At 62.6% G+C, this 22334-nt stretch carries 21 protein-coding genes and 4 tRNA genes; 8 read left to right on the top strand and 17 right to left on the bottom strand.

Annotation, left to right across the window (positions count from 1 at the left end; all coding sequences use genetic code 11):
• The first annotated feature begins 4 nt into the window (after positions 1-4).
• The 4 genes from KW062_RS19080 (at position 5) to KW062_RS19065 (ending at position 549) form a co-directional block, all read left to right on the top strand.
• Positions 5-80, top strand: a tRNA-Val gene (locus KW062_RS19080).
• A gap of 53 nt (positions 81-133) precedes the next feature.
• Positions 134-210 (top strand) — tRNA-Asp (locus tag KW062_RS19075).
• Positions 211-303: 93 nt separating this feature from the next.
• Positions 304-380 (top strand) — tRNA-Asp (locus tag KW062_RS19070).
• A gap of 92 nt (positions 381-472) precedes the next feature.
• Positions 473-549 (top strand) — tRNA-Asp (locus KW062_RS19065).
• A gap of 132 nt (positions 550-681) precedes the next feature.
• On the opposite strand, the gene paaZ is transcribed toward KW062_RS19065, so the two are convergent.
• From paaZ to paaF, 14 genes are all read right to left on the bottom strand, one after another.
• Entirely contained in the window at positions 682-2736 is a 2055-nt protein-coding gene (gene paaZ, locus KW062_RS19060; RefSeq protein ID WP_105755996.1) for a phenylacetic acid degradation bifunctional protein PaaZ, read from the bottom strand.
• A gap of 31 nt (positions 2737-2767) precedes the next feature.
• Positions 2768-4408 (bottom strand): cation acetate symporter, encoded by a 1641-nt coding sequence (locus KW062_RS19055; RefSeq protein ID WP_027616081.1) that lies wholly within the window; start codon positions 4406-4408, stop codon positions 2768-2770.
• Entirely contained in the window at positions 4405-4713 is a 309-nt protein-coding gene (locus tag KW062_RS19050) for a DUF485 domain-containing protein (protein ID WP_027616082.1), read from the bottom strand. Before KW062_RS19050 ends, KW062_RS19055 begins: the two co-directional genes overlap by 4 nt.
• A gap of 179 nt (positions 4714-4892) precedes the next feature.
• On the bottom strand, positions 4893-5969 hold the full coding sequence (gene paaE, locus KW062_RS19045; protein WP_027616083.1) for a 1,2-phenylacetyl-CoA epoxidase subunit PaaE: 1077 nt from the start codon (positions 5967-5969) through the stop codon (positions 4893-4895).
• 33 nt (positions 5970-6002) lie between these two features.
• A complete protein-coding gene (paaD, locus tag KW062_RS19040) occupies positions 6003-6536 on the bottom strand; it encodes a 1,2-phenylacetyl-CoA epoxidase subunit PaaD (RefSeq protein ID WP_027616084.1) in 534 nt (177 codons plus the stop codon).
• Positions 6523-7284, bottom strand: coding sequence for a 1,2-phenylacetyl-CoA epoxidase subunit PaaC (gene paaC, locus KW062_RS19035; protein WP_105755997.1), 762 nt, complete (start codon positions 7282-7284; stop codon positions 6523-6525). Before paaC ends, paaD begins: the two co-directional genes overlap by 14 nt.
• 8 nt (positions 7285-7292) lie before the next feature.
• Positions 7293-7574, bottom strand: a complete 282-nt coding sequence (paaB, locus tag KW062_RS19030; protein WP_007943393.1) for a 1,2-phenylacetyl-CoA epoxidase subunit PaaB — start codon at positions 7572-7574, stop codon at positions 7293-7295.
• 28 nt (positions 7575-7602) lie between these two features.
• The gene (paaA, locus tag KW062_RS19025; protein WP_027616086.1) at positions 7603-8592 is read right to left on the bottom strand and encodes a 1,2-phenylacetyl-CoA epoxidase subunit PaaA; all 990 of its coding nucleotides are present in this window, start codon (positions 8590-8592) and stop codon (positions 7603-7605) included.
• 320 nt (positions 8593-8912) lie between these two features.
• Positions 8913-10238: a phenylacetate--CoA ligase PaaK gene (gene paaK / locus KW062_RS19020; protein WP_105755998.1), complete on the bottom strand. Its 1326-nt coding sequence runs from the start codon at positions 10236-10238 to the stop codon at positions 8913-8915.
• 101 nt (positions 10239-10339) lie between these two features.
• Positions 10340-11551 carry a 3-oxoadipyl-CoA thiolase gene (gene pcaF, locus KW062_RS19015; protein WP_105755999.1) on the bottom strand — a complete coding sequence of 404 codons (1212 nt, stop codon included), beginning with the start codon at positions 11549-11551 and terminating at the stop codon, positions 10340-10342.
• A complete protein-coding gene (gene paaI, locus KW062_RS19010) occupies positions 11544-11993 on the bottom strand; it encodes a hydroxyphenylacetyl-CoA thioesterase PaaI (protein ID WP_027616089.1) in 450 nt (149 codons plus the stop codon). The genes pcaF and paaI overlap by 8 nt, the downstream gene beginning before the upstream one ends.
• A complete protein-coding gene (gene paaH, locus KW062_RS19005; protein WP_105756000.1) occupies positions 11986-13503 on the bottom strand; it encodes a 3-hydroxyacyl-CoA dehydrogenase PaaH in 1518 nt (505 codons plus the stop codon). The genes paaI and paaH overlap by 8 nt, the downstream gene beginning before the upstream one ends.
• 3 nt (positions 13504-13506) lie before the next feature.
• Positions 13507-14298 (bottom strand): 2-(1,2-epoxy-1,2-dihydrophenyl)acetyl-CoA isomerase PaaG, encoded by a 792-nt coding sequence (gene paaG / locus KW062_RS19000; protein WP_027616091.1) that lies wholly within the window; start codon positions 14296-14298, stop codon positions 13507-13509.
• A gap of 49 nt (positions 14299-14347) precedes the next feature.
• Positions 14348-15121 (bottom strand): 2,3-dehydroadipyl-CoA hydratase PaaF, encoded by a 774-nt coding sequence (gene paaF / locus KW062_RS18995; RefSeq protein ID WP_105756001.1) that lies wholly within the window; start codon positions 15119-15121, stop codon positions 14348-14350.
• A gap of 349 nt (positions 15122-15470) precedes the next feature.
• On the opposite strand from paaF, the gene paaY reads away from it, so the two are divergent.
• Genes paaY through feaR form a run of 3 tightly spaced genes read left to right on the top strand, consistent with a single transcriptional unit; the run spans position 15471 to position 18016 of the window.
• On the top strand, positions 15471-16067 hold the full coding sequence (paaY, locus tag KW062_RS18990) for a phenylacetic acid degradation protein PaaY (RefSeq protein WP_027616093.1): 597 nt from the start codon (positions 15471-15473) through the stop codon (positions 16065-16067).
• A gap of 54 nt (positions 16068-16121) precedes the next feature.
• Positions 16122-17045 carry a phenylacetic acid degradation operon negative regulatory protein PaaX gene (gene paaX / locus KW062_RS18985; RefSeq protein ID WP_027616094.1) on the top strand — a complete coding sequence of 308 codons (924 nt, stop codon included), beginning with the start codon at positions 16122-16124 and terminating at the stop codon, positions 17043-17045.
• Between the two features lie 53 nt (positions 17046-17098).
• Positions 17099-18016 (top strand): transcriptional regulator FeaR, encoded by a 918-nt coding sequence (gene feaR / locus KW062_RS18980; protein WP_027616095.1) that lies wholly within the window; start codon positions 17099-17101, stop codon positions 18014-18016.
• A 154-nt stretch (positions 18017-18170) separates the two neighbouring features.
• On the opposite strand, the gene KW062_RS18975 is transcribed toward feaR, so the two are convergent.
• The 3 genes from KW062_RS18975 to KW062_RS18965 all read right to left on the bottom strand — a co-directional run bounded on the left by KW062_RS18975 (position 18171) and on the right by KW062_RS18965 (position 20509).
• On the bottom strand, positions 18171-18353 hold the full coding sequence (locus tag KW062_RS18975; RefSeq protein ID WP_105756002.1) for a hypothetical protein: 183 nt from the start codon (positions 18351-18353) through the stop codon (positions 18171-18173).
• A gap of 205 nt (positions 18354-18558) precedes the next feature.
• Complete coding sequence (locus KW062_RS18970) at positions 18559-20010, bottom strand: curlin (RefSeq protein ID WP_027616097.1); 1452 nt, start codon at positions 20008-20010, stop codon at positions 18559-18561.
• 31 nt (positions 20011-20041) lie between these two features.
• Positions 20042-20509, bottom strand: a complete 468-nt coding sequence (locus tag KW062_RS18965; RefSeq protein WP_027616098.1) for a curlin — start codon at positions 20507-20509, stop codon at positions 20042-20044.
• Between the two features lie 333 nt (positions 20510-20842).
• Between KW062_RS18965 and KW062_RS18960 the strand changes: the two genes are divergently transcribed.
• Positions 20843-22297, top strand: a complete 1455-nt coding sequence (locus KW062_RS18960) for a sensor histidine kinase (protein ID WP_371321458.1) — start codon at positions 20843-20845, stop codon at positions 22295-22297.
• Positions 22298-22334: the final 37 nt, after the last annotated feature.

Raw genomic sequence — 22334 nt, 5'->3', positions numbered from 1 at the left:
AAACGGGTGATTAGCTCAGCTGGGAGAGCGTCTGCCTTACAAGCAGAATGTCGGCGGTTCGATCCCGTCATCACCCACCACTCCCGAGAGTCCTGCGTAAGCAGGGCGGATGCTGAAATGCTTCCACCGACGCGCAGCGGTAGTTCAGTCGGTTAGAATACCGGCCTGTCACGCCGGGGGTCGCGGGTTCGAGTCCCGTCCGCTGCGCCATATTTTCCAGATCGGCTAACGCCGGTTTGCGATTGCAGAGCCTCAAGGCTTTACAGTCAGACGAGTTCACCGGACGCAAGTCCACAGCGATACGCAGCGGTAGTTCAGTCGGTTAGAATACCGGCCTGTCACGCCGGGGGTCGCGGGTTCGAGTCCCGTCCGCTGCGCCATTTTTCCAGATCGGCTGACACCGGTTTGTGATTGCAGAGCCTTAAGGCTTAACAGTCAGACGAGTTCATCGGACGCAAGTCCACAGCGATACGCAGCGGTAGTTCAGTCGGTTAGAATACCGGCCTGTCACGCCGGGGGTCGCGGGTTCGAGTCCCGTCCGCTGCGCCATATCTGCTTCCCTCTGGAAGCCACGCAAAAAGCGGCCATTGGCCGCTTTTTGCGTTTCTGCCTTTCGCTGGAATCCAGCCCCTCAACGCAAAGGGCCGGTCATCAGGTTGATGACCGGCCAGTCTTTCAGCTTCAGTCTTCGCGTTTGACCACCAGGGTCAGGATGTCATAACTGGCCACCAACTCACCCAGTTGGTTGGTCACTTCCACGTCCCACGCCACCACGCCTTGTGGGACGCCTTGCGGGCTCTTCTTGCCCTGATCGATCTTGCGCTTGCAGGTCAGGCGCGCCTGGATGGTGTCGCCGATGCCCACCGGGTTGATGAAGCGCAGGGTGTCCAGGCCGTAGTTGGCGAGTACCGGGCCGACGCCGGGGGATACGAACAGACCGGCCGCGGCCGATAGCACGAAGTAGCCGTGGGCGATGCGCTTGCCGAATTGCGATTCCTTGGCCGCGATGTCGTCGAAGTGCATGTAGAAGTGGTCGCCCGACAGGCAGCCGAAGTTCACCAGGTCGGCCTCGGTCACGGTGCGGCGGTGAGTCAGCAGCGACTCGCCGATCTGCAGGTCCTGGAAGTAGCGGCGGAACGGATGCACTTCGGTCTCGATGACCTTGGCGCCACGCACATATTCGCCAGTCACGGCGGCGAGCATGGTGGGCGAACCTTGAACCGCTGCACGTTGCAGGTAGTGTTTCACCGCGCGCAGGCCGCCGAGCTCTTCGCCGCCACCGGCACGACCCGGACCGCCATGCTTGAGTTGCGGCAATGGTGAGCCATGACCGGTGGATTCGCCGGCGCAGTTGCGATCCAGCACCAGCAGGCGGCCGTGCAGGGCGGCGGCGACCGGGATGGCCTTGGCGGCGATCTGTGGGTCCTTGGTCACCAGGCTGGCTACCAGGCTGCCTTTGCCGCGTGCGGCCAGGGCCAGGGCTTCGTCCAGGTCATCGTAGGCCATCAGGGTGCTGACCGGGCCGAACGCCTCGATGTCATGGGCGCCACCTTCGGCATGCGGGTCACGGGCCTGCAGCAGGGACGGGGCGAAGAACGCACCTTTGTCGACATTTTCGCCACGAGGCTCAAAACCGTCGCGGGCACCGAACAGCAGGTCACTGCTCTGCAGCAGGGCTTCCAGGCGCTCGGCCACGTCTTTCTGCTGATCGTGGGAGGCCAGGGCGCCCATGCGCACGCCCTCCACCGACGGATCACCGACGACGACTTTCGCCAGACGATCGCGCAGACGGCTGGCCACGGCATCGATGTGCTTGGCCGGGACGATGGCGCGGCGGATGGCGGTGCATTTCTGCCCGGCCTTGGTGGTCATTTCCCGCGCCACTTCCTTGATGAACAGCTCGAATTCTTCGTCATCCGGGCTGACGTCCGGCGCCAGAATGGCGCAGTTCAGCGAGTCGGCTTCGGCGGTGAACGGAACCGAGTTGCGGATCAGGTTCGGATTGACCCGCAGCTTGGCCGCGGTGTCGGCGGACCCGGTGAAGGTCACCACGTCCTGGCCCTGCAGGCGGTCGAGCAGGTCGCCGGTGCCGCCGATGATCAGTTGCAGGCTGCCCGCTGGCAACAGGCCCGATTCGTCCATCAGGCGCACCACGGCTTCGGTCAGGTAGCTGGTGGCACTGGCCGGCTTGACAATGCACGGCATGCCGGCGAGGAAGCTCGGGGCGAATTTTTCCAGCATGCCCCAGATCGGGAAGTTGAACGCATTGATGTGCACCGCCACGCCACCGCGCGGTACGAGGATGTGGGTGCCGGCGAAGCTGCCGAGTTTGCTCAGTTGCAGCGCCGGGCCTTCGTGGACCACGTTGCCCGATGGTAGCTCGCGGGAGCCGAGGCCGGCGTAGGTGAACAGGGTGCTGTTGCCGCCCTCGATATCGATCCAGCTGTCGGCCCGGGTGGCGCCGCTGTGGTGGGAGATGGCGTACAGCTGTTCCTTGCGCTCGGCGAGGTACAGGGCCAGGGCCTTGAGGCGCTGGGCGCGTTGCTGGAAGTCCAGGGCCATCAGGCCGCTGACGCCCTGGCGACGGCCGTGCTCGATGGCTTCGGCGAAATCCGGGCGCTCTTCGTGGGTGCGGGCGATTTCATGGCCGTCGATGGCGCTGCGCAGGATCTGCGCACCTTGTTGGCCGATCCAGCGACCGGCGATGAAACTTTGCAGGGTAGGGGCGTGAGACATCACGAGTCCTCGGTGTCAGATAAACAGTGGATTAGTGCTGGCTGGCGCCCGAAGCGCCGATGCCAGTCATGGAACGAATGAACTGCGCCAGGTAGCGGCCGCGCTCGAGGACAGCCCGTGGCGAGCGGTCGGTGACGGAGAACAGCCAGGCACTGAAGAACGCCAGGCTCATGGAAAACAGCGCCGGGTTGGAGTACGGGAACAGCGCCTTGTCGTGATGCATGACGTTGACCCACACCGCCGGGCTCAGCACCAACAGGACGATCGCCGAGACCAGGCCCGCCAGGCTGCCCAGCACCGCGCCGCGGGTGGTCAGGCCTTTCCAGTACATGGAAAGGAAGAGCACCGGGAAATTCACCGAGGCAGCGATGGCCAGTACCAGGCCGGAGAGGAAGGCGATGTTCTGCGATTCGAACAGCAGGCCGAGGATGATCGCCAGCACGCCGATGCACAGGGTGGCGATACGGGACACGCGCATCTCTTGTTTCTCGCTGGCCTGACCCTTGCGTATCACACAGGCATACAGGTCGTGGGACACTGCCGAGGCGCCGGACAGCGCCAGCCCGGCGACCACCGCCAGAATCGTCGCGAAGGCCACCGCCGAGATGAAGCCGAGGAACAGATTGCCGCCCACCGCTTGCGCCAGGTGCACCGCGACCATATTGCCGCCGCCGATGATCGCGCCGCTGGCGTCGCGGAAGCTCGGATCGGTGCCGACCATGACGATCGCGCCGAAGCCGACCACGATCAGCAGCAGGTAGAAATAGCCAATGAAACCGGTGGCGTAGAACACGCTTTTGCGCGCTTCCTTGGCATCGCTGACGGTGAAGAAGCGCATTAGGATGTGCGGCAGGCCGGCGGTACCGAAAATCATGCCCAGGCCCAGGGAAATCGCGTCAATCGGGTTGGACAGCAAGGCACCTGGGGCCATGATCGCGCTGCCTTTGGCGTGCACGGCGGTGGCGCCGGCAAACATCGCTTCGGTGCTGAAACCGAAATGCTTGAGCACCATGAACGCCATGAAGCTGGTGCCGAACAGCAGCATCACCGCCTTGATGATCTGCACCCAGGTGGTAGCGAGCATGCCGCCGAAGGTGACGTAGAACACCATCAGCACACCCACCAGCATCACTGCGTAGAGGTAGTCGATGCCGAACAGCAGTTCGATCAGTTTGCCGGCGCCGACCATTTGCGCCACCAGGTACATCAGCGCCACGGTGAGCGTGCCGAAGGCCGAGGTCAGGCGCACCGGGGTCTGTTCGAGGCGATAGGAGACCACGTCGGCAAAGGTGTATTTGCCCAGGTTGCGCAGGCGTTCGGCGATCAGGAACAGGATGATCGGCCAGCCGGCCAACACGCCGAGGGCGTAGAGCAGGCCGTCGTAGCCGTTGAGGAACATCATCGCCGAGATGCCGAGGAACGAGGCTGCCGAGATCATGTCGCCGGCAATCGCCAGGCCGTTCTGAAAGCCGGTCATGCCGCCGCCGGCGGTATAGAAATCGCTGGCCGAACGGGTGCGCATGGCCGCCCAGCGGGTCACGCCGAGGGTGAACAGGACGAACACCAGGAACATGCCGATGGCGTTCCAGTTCAGGGGGCGGGTCGCGCTTTCAGCGGCCAACGCCAGATCGCTGACCGCTGCCAGCGACAACACAGCAAACAGACGGCTCATCGGGCGCACTCCTGCTTGAGTTTGTCGTTCAGTGGATCGATCAGGTGGTTGGCGCGATAGACGTAGAAACCGGTCAGGGCGAAGGCCAGCAGGACGATCACCACACCCACCAACATGCCCACGGTGGTCACGCCGCCGCTCAGGGATTGGCCGAGGGTGGCCGGGGAAAACGCCACCAGCAACACGAAACCGAAGTAAATCACCAGCATGATCAGCGACAACGACCAGTAGAGCTTCTGTTTGCGCCGCACGAGGGTGATGAAGTCGGGGTGCTGGCGGATGAGTTCTATGTCTTGCGGGCTCATGGTGACTCTCCTTTGTTGTTTTTGTTGTGGGTGAAACGGTGTATTCGGGTTGGAACCGGACCCCTGTAGGAGCGAGCCTGCTCGCGATGGACCCGAGATCGCCGCGGGGTATCAGGCATCCGGCGTTATCGTTGACGACCATCGCGAGCAGGCTCGCTCCTACAGGGGGTTGTGTTGTTTCAGAGCTGATCGAAATCCAGCACCACCTTGTCGCTGATCGGGAAGGCCTGGCACGACAGCACGTAACCGGCAGCCACTTCGTAGTCTTCCAGGGCGTGGTTGCTGTCCATTTCCACTTCGCCCTCGATGACCTTGCACTTGCAGGTCGAGCACACGCCGGCCTTGCACGAGTAGGGCAGTTCAGCGCCCTGGGCGTTGCCGGCGTCGAGGATGCTCTGGCTGTTGCGCGGCAGGTCGAAGGCGAGGGCGCGGCCGTCGCTGATCACGGTGATCTGGCTGACCGCCGAATCCACCTGGCGGGCCGCCTCGCGGGCTTCGCGTTTCTGCTCGCTGCCGGCGGCGGCGAACAGTTCGAAGTGAATGCGCTCGGGCGCCATACCCTTGGCCTTGAGGCTGTCGCGCACGGTTTCGGTCATTTCCTGTGGGCCGCAGATGAAGGCGGCGTCGAGGGCCTTGACGTCGAGCCAGCGGCTGAACAGCTGCTCGCATTTCTCGGCGTTGATCCGTCCGTTGTAGAGGTCGACATCCTGTTGCTCGCGGCTGAACACGAAGATCAGGTTCAGGCGTTGCAGGTAGCGATTCTTCAGGTCTTCGAGCTGTTCACGAAACAGCGCGCCGGAGCTGGAGCGGTTGCCATACAGCAGGGTGACGCGGCTGTGGGGCTCGGTTTCCAGGGTGGTCTTGATGATCGACAGGATCGGCGTGATGCCGCTGCCGGCCGCGACGGCCAGATAGTTGCCGTGGCGTGCCGGGTCCAGCTCGACGCTGAAATGTCCGGCGGGTGGCATCACTTCGAGGCTGTGACCGGCTTTCAGCTGTTCGTTGGCAAAGGCGGAAAAACGCCCGCCCGCCACCCGCTTGATGGCCACGCGCAGTTCGCCGTCGTGGATGCCGGTGCAGATCGAGTAGGAGCGGCGCACTTCTTCGCCGTCCATCAGGGTGCGCATCACCAGGTGCTGGCCCTGGGTGAAGTGGAAGCTGTCCTGCAGATCCTGGGGAATCTCGAAGGCGATGGACACCGCGTCACGGGTCTCGGTGCGCACGTCCTTGATGGTCAGGCTGTGAAATTTGCTCATTGTTATTCTCCAGCTGAGACGGTCAAACGCCGCTCAGATGCACTTGAAATAGTCGAACGGTTCCCGGCAATCGACGCAGCGGTACAGGGCCTTGCACGCGGTGGAGCCGAACTCGCTGAGCACCTCGGTGTGGGCGCTGCCGCATTGCGGGCACACAACCTGCGGGCTTTCACCCAGCAGGCTGCGCTTGCTGGTACTGCCCTCGGGCGGCGCAATGCCGTAGGCCCGCAGGCGTTCGCGGCCGCTGGCGCTGATCCAGTCGGTGGTCCAGGCCGGGGTCAACTTGCGTTCCAGCAGTGGCGCCTGGAAACCGCCAAGCTCCAGGGCCTGGCGGATATCGCTTTCGATCACTTCGGTGGCCGGGCAACCGGAGTAGGTCGGGGTGACCACCACGTGCAGGTGCCCAGCCTGCCAGTCGAGGTCGCGGACAATCCCCAGGTCGACTACGCTGACCACTGGGACTTCCGGGTCCATGACCTCGGCGAGGATCGCCCAGGCCGCCGCCAGGTCGGTCGGTTGGGCTGCCCGGGCGCCGAGGTCGCTGGCGATCAACTCACCAGGTTGCATCGGGGTACGCTCGTGGCAGGAACTGCATTTCGGCCAGCAGGATGCCCAGGTGCTCGGTGTGCAGGCCCTTGCGTGCATTCAGGTAGAAGAAGCTCGCTGCCGCCGGGACCGGCAGGGTGGCGCTGGCGAAAATCGCTTCGACCTTGGCTTGCCAGGCGGTGGCGACTTGCGCGGTGGCCGGGGTGATACCGGCATCGCACAGGCGCTGTTCGCTGTCATCGGCGGCGAGCAACTCGATGGTGAAGCGCCAGACTTCAGGGATCGCCGCGAGCATGCGCTGGTGGCTTTCCTCGGTGCCGTCGCCCAGGCGCTCGACCCATTCGCTGGAGCGACGCAGGTGATAGGTCACTTCCTTCACGGCCTTGGCGGCAATCGCGGCGATTCGTTCATCGCTGGATTGGCTCAGGCCCTTGAGCACTTGCAGGTGCCAGGCGTCGTAGAGGAATTGCTTGAGGATGGTCACCGCGTAGTCGCCGTTGGGTTGTTCCACCAGCAGCAGGTTGCGGTAGGCGCGCTCATCGCGGCGGAACGCCAGGTGATCGGCGTCGCGGCCGTCATTCAGCAGTTCTGCAGCGTATTCCAGCCAGTTGCGCGCCTGGCCGACGAGGTCGAGGCCGACGTTCATCAGTGCCAACTCTTCTTCCAGCGCCGGCGCCTTGCCGCACCATTGGCACAGGCGCTGGCCCTGGATCAGGGCGCTGTCGCCGAGGCGCAGCAGGTATTCGATCAGATCAGTCTTGTTGTCCATGGTCGACCTCACATGTGCCCGACTTCGGCTGGCAGCTCGTAGAAGCTGGCGTGGCGGTAAACCTTGTCGTCCGACGGGTCGAACAGCGGGTCTTTTTCATCCGGCGAGGAGGCGGTGATCAGCGCTGACGGCACCACCCACAGGCTCACGCCTTCGCTGCGACGGGTGTACAGCTCGCGGGCGTTCTCGATGGCCATGGTGGTGTCGGCGGCATGCACGCTGCCGACGTGCTTGTGGTTGAGGCCGTGCTTGCTGCGCACGAAGACTTCGAAGAGGGTCCACTCGGACATTTCAATTACTCCACATCAGGTGGCCGAATCAGGCGGCGTTCTTGTTTTGTTTTTTGCGGGCGTGGGCGACGGCGGCTTCGCGTACCCAGGCACCGTCTTCAATCGCCTTGCGGCGGGTGGCGACGCGTTCCTGGTTGCACGGGCCGTTGCCCTTGAGCACTTCGTAGAATTCGTTCCACTGGATCTCGCCGAAATCGTAATGGCCGCGCTCGGCGTTCCATTTCAGGTCCGGGTCGGGGCAGGTGCAGCCCAGCAATTCCAGCTGCGGGATGGTCTGGTCGATGAAGCGCTGGCGCAGTTCGTCGTTGCTCTGGCGTTTGATTTTCCAGGCCATGGACTGGGCGCTGTTGGGCGAGTGTTCGTCGCTTGGGCCGAACATCATCAACGACGGCCACCACAGACGGTTGATCGCGTCCTGGACCATGTCTTTTTGCGCCTGAGTACCGTGGCGCATCATGGTCAGGAGGATTTCGTAGCCCTGGCGCTGGTGGAAGCTTTCTTCCTTGCAGATGCGGATCATCGCCCGCGAGTACGGGCCGTAGGAGGTGCGTTGCAGCACCACCTGGTTGACGATCGCCGCACCATCCACCAGCCAGCCCACCGCGCCCATGTCGGCCCAGTTCAGCGTCGGGTAATTGAAGATGCTCGAATACTTCGCCTTGCCGCTGTGCAGCTTGTCGATTTCTGTATCGCGATCGGCGCCCAGGGTTTCCATGGCGCTGTACAGATACAGACCGTGACCGGCTTCGTCCTGAATCTTGGCCATCAATTGCAGTTTGCGTTTGAGCGATGGCGCGCGGGTGACCCAGTTGCCCTCGGGCAGCATGCCGACGATTTCCGAGTGGGCGTGTTGCGAAATCTGCCGGATCAAAGTCTGGCGGTAGGCATCTGGCATCCAATTCTTGGCTTCGATCTTGATTTCAGCATCGATTTTTTCCTGAAAGGCGCGTTCCTCTGCGGACATCTCCGAGAGTTCCTTGATCCGCTTGACGCCGGTTTCTACAAGCTGTGCGTACATTCTTATTCTCCCGCCTGGGCACTGTTCTTAGGCATGGGAACTTTATAAGCGATACAGAAATTAATATCAAACGCAAAATGACGTGTCGCATTGTTTTTTGTATCGCTTTGGGATGAGTGGTGGGTTTATGGGACCTAGTTCCCTTGTAGGAGCGAGCCTGCTCGCGATGAACCAGAGATCGCCTGGTTGTGTCAGGCCACACGCGTCATCGTTGACGACCATCGCGAGCAGGCTCGCTCCTACAGGGGGGGCGGTGGTTGGTGACCAAAAAACCGGCCAAAAAAAAACCCGCAATCGCGGGGCTATAAAAGGTGCAGCAGTCATGCTTTAGCGCGTTTGTCCACCACGTGGCAGGCCTTGCCTTCGGAACGCTTGATCGAGTGGAACGGCTGCAGGACGATCCGCGAGCTGATGCCGATGTAGGTCTTGATGTGCTTGCTCAGTTCGTTGCACACGGCCTTTTGCTGGTCATCGCCCAGGTGCTGGTGGTCGGCCTTGAGTTCGACATGCACATCGACGCTGTCGAGGTTGCCGTTGCGATACAGATGGATCTCGTAGCACTCGGCGAGCTGTTTGACTTTCAGCACCTGCTCCTCGATTTGCGTCGGGAACACGTTGACCCCGCGGATGATCAGCATGTCATCGCTGCGGCCGGTGATTTTGTCGATACGGCGCATCGGCCGCGCGGTGCCCGGCAGCAGGCGCGTCAGGTCGCGGGTGCGGTAGCGGATCATCGGCAGGGCTTCTTTGCTCAGGGAGGTGAACACCAGTTCGCCCATCTGTCCGTCCGGCAGCACTTCGCCGGTGATCGGGTCGATGATTTCCGGGTAAAAGTGGTCTTCCCAGATGGTCGGGCCGTCCTTGGTCTCGGCACATTCCATGGCGACGCCCGGGCCCATGATTTCCGAGAGGCCGTAGATGTCCAGGGCGGTGATGCCCAGGCGCTCCTCGATGGCGCGGCGCAGTTCGGCGGTCCACGGCTCGGCGCCGAAGATGCCCAGGCGCAGGGCCAGTTTGTGCGGGTCGATGCCCTGGCGCTCGATCTCATCAGCCAGGTTCAGCATGTAGGACGGGGTGACCATGATGATGTCCGGCTGGAAATCCTTGATCAGTTGCACCTGCTTTTCGGTCTGGCCGCCGGACATCGGGATCACCGTGCAACCCAGGCGTTCGGCACCGTAGTGCGCACCAAGGCCGCCGGTGAACAGGCCGTAGCCATAGGAAATATGCACCTTGTCGCCACGTCGCCCACCTGCCGCGCGGATCGAACGGGCAACCACGTTGGCCCAGGTGTCGATATCGTTCTGGGTGTAGCCGACCACGGTCGGTTTGCCGGTGGTGCCGCTGGAGGCGTGCAGGCGCACGACGTCGTTCATCGGCACGGCAAACATGCCGTAGGGGTAGTTGTCGCGCAGGTCGGACTTGGTGGTGAAGGGGAATTTCGCCAGGTCCTCAAGGGACTTGATGTCATCCGGGTGCACGCCCAGGGCATCGAAGCGCTGACGGTACAGCGGCACGTTTTGGTAGGCGTGGGACAGGCTCCAGCGCATACGCTCCAGCTGGTGCTGGCGCAACTCGTCGACACTGGCGGTTTCCAGCGGGTCCAGCTGTGGGTCGAGCACGGCTTTGGCTATTGGCATGTTCATGGTTTCACTCGAATTGTTTTTGTGTTTCAGCCCCCGCACACAGGGGGCTTGAGTGTATGCCCCAAGGATACCGCTGTCGGCTCCCCGGGAATGGCGTTTCTTTAGTGGGACAGCCGCTCGATGACCAGCGCGATCCCTTGGCCGACGCCGATGCACATGGTGCACAGGGCATACCGGCCATTGCGTTCTTCCAGCTCCTGCAGGGCGGTGGTCACAAGGCGCGCGCCGCTCATGCCCAAGGGGTGACCCAGGGCAATCGCGCCACCGTTGGGGTTGATCCTTGGATCGGTATCGTCCAGGCCCAGTTCGCGCAGCACGGCCAGGCCCTGGGCGGCGAACGCCTCGTTGAGTTCGATGACGTCCATGTCCGCCAGGCTCAGGTTGGCCAGCTCCAGCACCTTGCGCGTCGCCGGCACCGGGCCGATGCCCATGATCCGTGGTTCGACGCCGGCGGTGGCCATTGCTACCACGCGTCCGCGAGCCGTCAGGCCGTGGCGCTTGGCGACTTCAGGGCTGGCCAGCAGCAGGGCGCAGGCACCGTCATTGACCCCGGAAGCGTTTCCGGCGGTGACGCTGCCGCCTTCGCGAAATGGCGTACCCAGTTTGGCCAATTGCTCAAGGGTGGTGTCGCCGCGCGGGTGCTCATCGTGCTCGACCACTTTGGCCGGGCCTTTGCGCTGCGGGATTGTCACCGCGACGATTTCCTTGGCCAGGCGTCCATTGGCCTGGGCCGCTGCTGCACGTTGCTGGCTACGCAGGGCAAAGGCGTCCTGGTCGGCGCGGGAAATGTTGAACTGAGCGGCGACGTTCTCGGCGGTTTCCGGCATCGAATCGATGCCGAAGGCTTTTTTCATCAGCGGATTGACGAAACGCCAGCCGATGGTGGTGTCGAAGATCTCGGCCTGACGGGAAAACGCCTGCTCGGCCTTGCCCATCACCAGTGGTGCACGGGACATCGACTCGACGCCACCCACCAGCATCAACCCGGCTTCGCCGCTGCGAATCGCCCGCGCTGCCGTGCCGACCGCATCCAGCCCCGAACCGCACAGGCGGTTGAGGGTGGTGCCGGGCACGCTGACCGGCAACCCGGCCAGCAGCGCCGACATGCGGGCGACGTTGCGGTTGTCTTCGCCGGCCTGGTTGGCGCAGCCGTATATCACGTCGTCGACGTGGCTCCAGTCCACCTGCGGATAACGGCGCAGCAGTTCGCGTAGCGGCACCGCGCCGAGGTCGTCGGCACGCACGCTGCTCAGGACGCCGGCGTAGCGGCCGATCGGGGTGCGCACCGCATCAATGATCAGGGCGTCATTCATTTGAGTTCTCCGGCGTCAGCACCGGGCCGCGCACTTTGTAGGATTTGCCATGGAACAGGGCGATCAACTGACCCTGCTGGTTTTCAATACGGACGTCGTAGTTGCCGGTGCGACCGGAGCGGCTTTGCTCGCTGCAGTCGGCATTCAGGGTGTCGCCCAGGCGGGCCGGGGCGATGTAGTCGATGCTGCAACCGATGGCCACGGTGGCTTCGTTGTAACTGTTGCAGGCGAAGGCGAACGCCGAATCGGCGAGCGCGAACAGGTAGCCGCCATGGCAGGTGCCGTGGCCCTGCAACATGTCGGCGCGGACCGTCATGCCGACGCGTGCACTGCCGGGGCCGGCGGACAGCAAGCGCATGCCCATGCCGAGGCTGGCGTTGTCGCGACTGAGCAGTGTCTGCGCGCAATCGCTGGCGAGTTTCATGGCGTCATGATCAATCATGCAATGTTCTCCCTTCGGCCAGCCGACGACGCAGCAACAGCGACGGCCGGTAGCGTTCTTCGCCATAGCTGGCTTGCAGGTTGTCCAGGGTCCTGACTACGTGCCCCAGGCCAATGGCATCGGCCCAAGCCAGCGGGCCTTGCGGGTAGTTGACCCCGGCGCGCATCGCCAGATCGATGTCGGCAGCCGAGGCCACGCCTTGCAGCAGGGCGTCGGCGGCTTCATTGGCGAGCATGGCCACGGTGCGCAATACCGCCAGCGCCGGGCTGTCGCTGAGCAGGCTGATCGTGAGGCCGGCGCGTTGCAGCAGCGCCACGCCTTGTTCCAGGGCCAGCGGATCGATCCCGGCCGTGTGGCTAATGGCGATGCGCTTGGCGCTGCGGTAGTCGTGTGCCAGATCCAGCAGGATCAGGTTGCGCAAGCCGTCTTCGCGGGCGCGTTGGCAGGCCATGCGCCCGTCGCTCAGGGCCAGCACCGCATCGCCGACCCGCAGCAGGCCCGAGCCGTCACGCTGAATGACTTCGACGCCGTGTTCGCGCAGGCGTGGCAGGAGCTCGCGGGCAATGCCCAGCTCGCCTTCGACCACGCAGACCGCCGCGCTGGCAGCGCTGGAGATGTGCTGCGGTAGCGGACGCACCGCACCTTCGGCATAGCTATAGAAGCCCTGACCGCTCTTGCGGCCCAAGCGTCCGCCATCCACCAGTTCCTTCTGGATCAGCGACGGCAGGAAACGGCTGTCCTGGTAGTAGGCATCGAATACCGAGCAGGTGACGGCGTAGTTGACGTCGTGACCGATCAGGTCGGTCAACTCGAAGGCGCCCATGGCAAAGCCACCGGCCTCGCGCATCAGGGCGTCCAGGGTCGGGCAATCGGCAGCGCCTTCCTGAAACAGGCGCAGGCTTTCGGCGTAGAACGGCCGGGCCACGCGGTTGACAATAAAACCCGGAGTGGAGCGGGTGTGCACCGGTTTTTTGCCCCAGGCCCTGGCGGTGTCGTACAGGCAATCGGCCAAGGCCGGAGCGCTGGCCAGCCCCGAAACGATTTCCACCAGCGCCATGACTGGCGCCGGGTTGAAGAAGTGCAGGCCGAGCAGGCGCTGTGGATGGCGCAGTTGCGCGGCAATGCTGGTGATCGACAGCGACGAGGTATTGCTGGCGAGGATGCAGTGCTCGCCGCAAATCTCCTCAAGCTGACGGAACAGCGCGCGCTTGACCTCTAGGTTCTCGACGATGGCCTCGATGATCAGCTCGCAATCCGCCAGGGCGTCGATGGCTTCTACCGCTTGCAGGCGGGCAACGGTGGCGCTGCGCGACTCGGCAGACAGTTTGCCGTTGTCGACGCGCTTGCCCAGTTGCCGATCAATGCCTTCGATGGCCTGGGCGGCAGCGCCCGGGCGGTTGTCCAGCAGCAGTACCGGATGACCGGCCTGCGCCGCGACCTGGGCAATCCCGGCGCCCATGGCCCCGGCGCCGATCACGGCGATGCGTGCAGTGGTGTTCAGTGCGGTCATGACTCAGCGTCCCTTGAAGGTCGGGGTGCGTTTTTCCATGAAGGCACCGACGCCTTCGCGGTAATCCTCGCTGCGCCCGGCCAGGCGCTGCAGGTCGCGTTCCAGGTCGAGTTGTTCGTCAAAGCTGTTGCTCAGGCTGGCGTTCAGGCTGCGTTTGATCAGTGCCAGGCCATAGGTCGGCTGGGTGGCCAGGTGTTGCGCCAGCTTCAGCGCTTCGGCGCGCAGCTCGGCGTCGTCCACACAACGGTAGATCAGGCCCCATTGTTCAGCCTGTTCTGCCGTCAGGCGGTTGCCGAGCAGGGCCAGGGCCTTGGCGCGGGCCATGCCGACCAGTCGTGGCAAGGTCCAGGTGCCGCCGGAATCGGGGATCAGGCCGATCTTGCAGAACGCCTGGATGAAGCTCGCCGAACGTGCCGCCAGCACCAGGTCGCAGGCCAGCGGAATATTCGCGCCGGCACCGGCGGCCACGCCGTTGACCGCGCAGATCACCGGCAACGGCAGGTCGCGCAATTGGCGGATCAGCGGGTTGTAGAACTTCTCGATCGACTCGCCCAGGTCCGGTGCGGCACTGCCCGGTGCGACGTTGCGGTCGCTCAAGTCCTGGCCTGCACAGAAGCCGCGACCTTCGCCGGTCAGCAGCAGTACACGGACGTCCGGGTTGTTGCGCACCTGTTTCAGCGCTTCCTTCACTTCGCCATGCATCTGCGTGTTGAAGCTGTTCAGTTGCTCCGGGCGATTGAGGCTGAGCAGGGCGACGCCGGCGTCGATGGAAAACAGGATGTGTTCGAAATTCATGGTCTAGGCGCTCTCTGGGAGGTCGTTCGCTGTTCAGGTATTCGGGGCGTTACTGGCCGGTGAAGGACGGCGCGCGTTTTTCCTGGAAGGCAGCAATGCCTTCCTCGCGATCGCGGGTGCCGGCCAGCACGGTGAAGGCATGGCGCTCGAAGCGCAGGCCGCTGGCCAGGTCGGTGTCCATGGACTTGAGCAGGGCTTCCTTGGCCAGACGCACCGCCAACGGCGCCTTGCTGGCGATGCAGCGGGCAATGTGCAGGGCGCGCTCGACGGTGAACTCCGGCTGGGTCACTTCGCTGACCAGTCCGGCACGTTGCGCCAGGCGTGCGTCGATCGGCTCGCCGGTGAGGACCATCTGCATCGCCATGGATTTACCGACGGCACGCAGCAGGCGTTGGGTGCCACCTGCGCCAGGCATGATCCCGAGGTTGATTTCCGGCTGACCGAAGCGTGCGTCTTCGCCGGCAATGATGATGTCGGCATGCATCGCCAGCTCGCAGCCGCCGCCCAGGGCGAAGCCGTTGACCGCCGCGATCAGTGGTTTGTTGAAACGAGTGATGGCTTGCCAGGACGCCTGGCGCGGATCGTCGAGGATGCCGACCAGGTCACGCTCGGCCATTTCCTTGATATCGGCACCGGCGGCAAACGCCTTGCGGCTGCCGGTAATGACTACGGCACGGGTATCGAGATCGGCCTGGGCAACGCTCAACGCGTCTGCCAACTCGCCCAGCAACTGGGTGTTCAAGGCATTCAAGGCTTGCGGGCGCTGCAGGGTAATCAGGCGGACGCCGGGCTCGATCAGCTCGACGGCAAGGGTTAGCGGCATGGTGGGTGCCCTCACGGTGCACGCTCGGCGGTGCGCCGGCTTGTTATTGGATCGACCGCTGGGGGTCGGTTTTCGCCGAGTATACCTACAACGTGATACGCAAATGCAATACTAAAAGTTAATTAGCGTGTCCTATTTGCTCGATTTATGAGTCCAGTTGATGTGTAGTTGGGCTCCTGTGTATAGGGTTTTCCGCCGTTTTTATTGGCTTTTATCGCGGTATTTGGAGAGCGGGACAGGTCGTCGGAAAGTGCCGTTTCAAGTGATACGCTTTTTAGCCTTTGTGATGTTAAAAGCGATGTGATACAAAATAAGTCAATATCTGCATCGCTTTGTGAAGGAAGCTGCCATGACCTGCTACAGCCTCGACGGCCTGACCCCGGTGGTTGATCCCAGCGCCTATGTGCATCCGTCCGCCGTATTGATCGGTGACGTGATCATCGGCCCCCATTGCTATGTCGGGCCGCTGGCCAGCCTGCGCGGCGACTTCGGGCGGATCGTCCTGGAGGAGGGCGCCAATCTGCAGGACACCTGCGTGATGCACGGCTTTCCCGACAGCGACACGGTGGTCGAGCGCAATGGCCATATCGGCCACGGCGCGGTGTTGCACGGTTGCCGGATCGGCGCCGACGCGCTGGTGGGCATGAATGCGGTGGTGATGGACAACGCGCGGATCGGCGCGCGCTCATTCGTCTCGGCGGCCGCCTTCGTCAAGGCCGGCTTCGAGTGCCCCGAGCAGTCACTGGTGATGGGCGCTCCGGCCAGCATCAAACGCAGCCTCAGCGATCAGGAAGTGGCCTGGAAACAGGCCGGCACCCGCGAGTATCAGCAATTGGCCAAGCGTTGCCTGGAACAGATGCAGGTCTGCGAGCCGTTGACCGAGCCGGAAGCGGATCGCCCACGGATCAGCGATAGCGGGTTACGGCCCAAGGGTGCTGCTTCATAAGCAGCACTGACTGGCTTTCGGTATATTCCCTTTCTTTTTTCGCTCGGTACGCCCATGTCGTCCCTGACACCCTTGAATCACCTGATTACCCGCTTCCAGGAACAGACGCCCATCCGCGCCAGCTCCCTGATCATCACCCTGTACGGTGATGCCATCGAGCCCCATGGCGGCACCGTCTGGCTGGGCAGCCTGATTCAATTGCTGGAACCGATCGGGATCAACGAACGGCTGATCCGCACCTCGATTTTCCGTTTGACCAAAGAAGGCTGGCTGACCGCCGAGAAAGTCGGTCGGCGCAGCTACTACAGCCTCACCGGCACCGGTCGCCGGCGTTTCGACAAGGCCTTCAAGCGGGTCTACAGCACCAGCATGCCGGCCTGGGATGGCTCCTGGTGCCTGGTGATGCTCTCGCAACTGAGCCAGGACAAACGCAAGCAAGTGCGCGAAGAGCTGGAGTGGCAAGGCTTCGGCGCGATCTCGCCGGTGGTGCTGGCCAGCCCGCGCAGTGACCGTGGTGACGTCAACGCGACCCTGCTGGATCTGGGCGTGCTGGAGGAGACCATCGTCTTCGAAACCACCGCGCAGGACGTGCTGGCGTCGAAGGCGTTACGCATGCAAGTGCGCGAGAGCTGGAGTATCGAGGAACTGGCGGCGCATTACAGTGAGTTCATCCAGTTGTTCCGACCGCTCTGGCAAGCACTGCGCGAGCAGGAGACCCTGCAACCGGAGGACTGTTTCCTGGCACGTGTCCTGCTTATCCATGAATACCGCAAACTGCTTCTGCGTGACCCGCAGTTGCCGGACGAACTCTTGCCCGGCGACTGGGAAGGCCGCGCCGCGCGCCAGTTGTGCCGCAATATCTATCGGCTGATCTACGCCAAGGCCGAAGAGTGGCTCAACAGTGCACTGGAAACCGCCGACGGCCCCTTGCCTGATGTGGGTGACAGCTTCTACCGCCGCTTCGGAGGCCTGAAGTAAGAGTGACGGGTACTGGCGTAGACAATAAAAACAAGCCTGCGTGAGGTCTGGAAATGATGCCTTCAAGTGCACAGCGTGCTGATGGATTCGAGCAGTGGATCCATCAGATCAATCAAGTCTGCGGCGCCTTCGATGCACAAACATTGGGCGGCGGCTTCAGTGGACAGATTCGCCCCTACCAGAGTGGTGCGCTGAAACTCAGCGTGGTCGATGCCTGTCAGGCAAGGTTGTTCCGCACCCCGGCGCAAATCGCCGCAGGCGAGGGCAGCAAATTCTTCGCCGTGTTCCAGCTCGACGGCGAAGCCGACATGGCCCAGGGCGACAGCAAAGCGCTGCTGCGAACCGGCGACATCACCCTGATCGACGCTTCCCGGCCCAGCGACTTCACCTACACCGGTAACTCCCGACAGTTGTCGCTGATCCTGCCATCGGAAGCGCTGCGTCAGGCCCTGCAGTTCAACCCGGTGGCCTGCGCCCGGCGCATCGCCGGCACCACGCCGCTGGCCCGGCTGTCGCGGCAACTGATCCTGGAGGCGACGCGCCAGGACAACCTGACCCTGCAGGAAAGCGAAGCGACCCTGGAGGCGATCATCAGCCTGCTACGCCCGGCGCTCTGCGCGGCCGATGACAGCAACGACGTCCACGAGCGGGTGTTTCGCAAGACCCTGGAGTGCATCGACCGGCACATCCAGTCCGAGGAGTTGTGCCCCGAATGGCTGGCCAGGGAAGTCGGCATGTCAGTGCGCGGGCTGTACCGGATCTTCTCCAGAAAAGGTCTGGTGGTTGCGCGCTACATCAAGAATCGCCGCCTCGACCTGTGTGCCGAGTCCCTGCGCAAATCATCCAGCGAGCAAAAGCTCTCGGTGCTGGGCTATTCATGGGGCTTCTCCGACTCCAGCCATTTTTCCACGGCGTTCAAGTCCAGGTTCGGCATCGCGCCGGGGGAGTATCGCAAGCAGCATGCGGGGTGAGAGTGGCGTCCGAGGTGTGCCGCCAATAAACGGCGGAGCAGGGCGACCCGGCGGCGGCCAACCTGCAAGCCGCGCTGAATCGCCTGATCAAGCTGCCGGCTGACAGCCCGTAACGCACCAGACTCTCGGCCCAGGCCTACGATCAGCTCAAGGCTTAAGCGCCTTTCTCGCCAAGACCCTCATTGCCGCCGAAACCGAGCGCGACGGCATCTCGACCGGCCTCTGGCAAGCGCTGACGCCCGAGCTCTGGAAGTTCTACGCCGAGCAACTGCCAGCCCATCCGGAGTGGCGCCTCGAGACCGATCCGAAGTTGGTGGCCCAGGTGGAATTTACGCACCGAACTGGGTACCGGGCCGCTGGAGTTGCTCAAGCTACGCGGGTTTGAATTGCCGACTGAGGTGTTTTTGCAGGAGGTGGCGAAGACCAAACCGCCGATGAAGAAACGCAAGTCCGGCTAAAACAAAAACAAAAAAACCTGCGAAGCTCCCCCCTCGCAGGTTTTTCCGTTTCAACCCTTCGATGCAACGCAAGCATCCTCCTCCTTACTGTTGCACCACATTGGCTTTGTTGCCGTCGCCGGTCTGTTGCACGTTGCTGTATTGCGAATTGCCGCTCTGGTTGATGGTGGCGCTGTTGTTGTTGCCGCCCTGGGTCACGTAGGCCAGGTTGAGGTTGTCGGTCTGGGTGATGGTGATGGTGTTGTCTTCACCGTACAGCTGGGTGGTGTAGGCCTGGTTGTCGCCGCCCGACTGGTCGAGCTCGACTTTGTTGCGGGTACCTTCGGTGGTGCCTTGCGCCAGGTTGCCGGTGCCGCGCTGGTCGGCGATGAGGATGTTGTCGGTGCCGTTCTGGTCGAACCACAGTTCGTTGTTGGTATCGGCCTGGACCACGGTGGCGGTGTTGCCGTCCAGATGCTGGTTCAGGTTCAGCACATGGCCGCTGTCTTTCTGGGTGAAGTTGGCGGTGTTGCCGTTACCCGATTGATTGATATTGGCCGTTTGGTTGCTGCCGAACTGGCCACCCAACTGCGGGCCTTTCCAGTTGCTGGCGTAGACCTTGTTGTCCTGGCCCACGGACGACACGTTGAGGGTCTGGTTGTCACCGGTCTGGTAGGTGTAATGCAGGTTGGAGGTGCCATCCTGGTAGATCGACAGTTTCGCCTGGTTGGCCTCGTACTGGTCGGCATACACGGCGTTGGTGTCACCGGATTGGCCCACCAGGGCGGTGTTGTTTTCACCAAAGCTCTGGTCGATCCCGGTTTCGTTGGCGACGCCGTATTGATTGATCGTGGACTGGCTGTTGGTCTGCCCCTCTTGCCAGACTTCAACGCCGTGACCCTCACCGTTCTGGTTGACGTTCGATTTGCTGCCGCTGCCATAGCGCTGGTCGCTGTAGGCATAGTTGTTATCGCCGGTCTGACGGATCTCGATCTGGCCGTCCTGGTGATTGATGTGCTCGCTGGTGCCATAGTTGCCGTTACCGGTCTGGATCACCAGGGCACTGTTCCGGGCGCCGCCGTCCTCCAGCTGTTCGATATTCGCTTCGTTATAGTCGCCGAGCTGCTGGGTCGTGCCCTTGCTGTCCGATTGACGTTCCTGATAGACGAACGAGAGGTTGCCGCTGCCGTTCTGTTCCTGCACGGCTTCGTTGCCCCCGCCGCCGATTGACTGGCTGGCATGGGCGGAGTTGAAGCTGCCTTCCTGGGTCACGCTGATGGTGCTGTTGTTGTCGTCGATCTGTTCGGCATAGCTGGCGTTGTAGTCGCCGTTCTGGGTTTGCTCGATGGTACTGCTGGCCAGTTGCTGCTTGGCGGCCACATCGTTGCCCGTGCCGGTCTGGTTCTGGGTGGTGGTGCTGGCCGAAGCCTGGATCTGCAGGACATCGGCGATGTTTTCCGTACCGTCCTGAGTCTGGTTGGAAATGCTGTTGGCGGCCATTGCCTGGGCGCTGAGGACGATCAGAATCGCGGCGCTGAGGGGTTTCAAAGAGAACATGGTATTACCTCCTAAGGGATTGGTGCCTGGTCTAGCGATACTGCTGAACCGAAACGCTCATACCGTTGCCCGACTGCGTCACGGCGCTTTGCAGCCCCGTACCGGCCTGATCGATGCTTGCGTTGTTGTTGCTACCGTTTTGTGAAATCTGTGCCCGGTTGCTGCTGCCGGTCTGGGTGATCGAGGCCGCGTTGCCGTAGCCCTGTTGCGTAATCAAGGCCATCAGGTCGTTGCCCTGCTGCAGAATCCAGGCCTCCTGATTACTTCCCGACTGGACGATGTTGCCCAGCAGTGACTGGCCGCTCTGTTGAATGCCGGCCTGGTTGCTCATGCCGTTCTGGTTGATCAGCGCTTGCTGGCCAACCGGTGGTGGCAGTTCACCCAGATCGGTGGCGGCTGCCAGGTCGTCGTTGTCCATCAGGTCGTCGGCCCATGCTCCTGAACCCGGCAGGTTCAGGAGCAACGACAGGCAGAGCGCGGTGAGGGTCAACGGTTTCATGGCAAGCTCCTGGAGACCTGGCCAGATCCACCGGCGGCAAACCGGTGGGGATGGACTCAGTGGCTCAGTTCGAGTTACAGGGTCTTCGGCAACTCCCATGCCAACAGCCTGAAAAAGCCCTGTGATGACCGTGCCAGAGCGGTTTAAGCGAAAGATTGGGGTGTCCGGTGGTCAAGCGGGGAGGGCGTTTACCCCCAGGTTTGGGGGGGCGGGGATGCGGGGGGTGGGTGGTTTAGCGGCTAAACATCGCCCGCCACCGAGCAAAAACATGGCAGTGCGCTATAACCCATATACGGGTGCCGGAGCCCGGAGCCGGAAGCCAACTGGATGAATATGCCCATAAAACTCGGCCGGCAAAAAAACCAGGACGCCGCCTCGGGGTCGCCACAGGTGACCTTCAATCTGTTGCGGTGGTTCTCCTTCGTCAGCCTGGGAATCATCGGAACCGTGGCGGTTGGCCTCGGTGCGGTTTCCACGCGTTTTGTGATCACCGAAAGCGTCCAGCGCGATGCACTGCTGACCGCGCAATTCATTCAGGCGATTGCTTCGGCCGAAGTGCGGCATGTGTCGATTGCCAACGTGCGGACCATGGGTGAATTGCTCGACCCGCGTCAGGACCATCAATTTCCCGACGTTGATCCATTGGCCCGTGCCGCGGCCAGGGGCGAATTCCTCGATCATGTCGCGCACTTGCCCGATGTGCTGCTGGCGAACATTTACGCCCCCGATCGCACGGTGATCTGGTCGACCAATCCGGAGCTGATCGGCACGCGGATTCATACCGATGAAGACCTCGACTACGCCTTCGATAACAAGGTGCCGGTCTCGGCCAGTTATCACGACGTGGATCGCACGCGCCTGGAGCAGAAATTCCTCAATCCGCCGGATTTTCTGTTCATCGAAAATTACATCCCGCTGTTCGATGTCGATGGCAAGAGCGTCTCGGCGATGGTCGAGATCTATAAGGAACCCAAGGACCTGATCAATCGGATCGAGCGCGGGTTGGTGATGATCTGGCTGGCCACCGCGCTGGGGGGCGGGCTGATCTACCTCGGCCTGTACTGGATCGTGCGGCGCGCGGCCATGCTGCTGGCGCAACAGCAGCGCCAGTTGGTGACCAACGAAACCTTTGTGGCGCTGGGGGAAATGTCCTCGGCGGTGGCCCACAGCCTGCGCAACCCGTTGGCGACCATTCGCTCCAGTGCCGAACTGGCGCTGGAGTTCGACGACGGGGCGGCACATAAAAATATCAACGACATCATTGCCCAGGTCGATCGCATGTCGAAGTGGGTGCGCGAGCTGCTGCAGTCCCTGCGCCCGCTGACCGACGATGCCGAGGCGGTGAATCTGGTGGCGACTATCCAGGACAGCCTGGCGGCGTTCGAACAGCAGATCACCCGGTCCCGAACCCAGGTGCTGTTCACTCCGCAGATCACCCCCATGGTCCTCAGTCAGCAGGTGCAACTCACGCAAATACTCAACAGCCTGATCGCCAATGCGCTGGAAGCCATGGGCCGTGATGGCACGCTTGGCATCAGTGTGCAGGCGGAGGAAGGGCAGCGGGTGAGTGTGGTGATCAGCGATACCGGCAAGGGCATGAACGAGGAACAGCGCAGCATGGCCTTTCGTCCATTTTTCACCACCAAACAAGGCGGGCTGGGGGTGGGACTGGTGCTGGTCAAACGCATCATGGAGCGTTTTTCTGGCAGCGTGAGCCTCGACAGTCACGAAGGCGAGGGCACCTCGGTGCGCTTGAACTTCAAGGCTGTCCCCGGTGATCGGGTGTGAACTTTCCCCGCAAGCGGGTGTCATTCCCCGGTTTTTC

Origin of the sequence: Pseudomonas fluorescens, from assembly GCF_019212185.1 — a bacterium.
Lineage (GTDB): Bacteria > Pseudomonadota > Gammaproteobacteria > Pseudomonadales > Pseudomonadaceae > Aquipseudomonas.
This window is presented reverse-complemented; position numbering and strand designations above follow the sequence as displayed.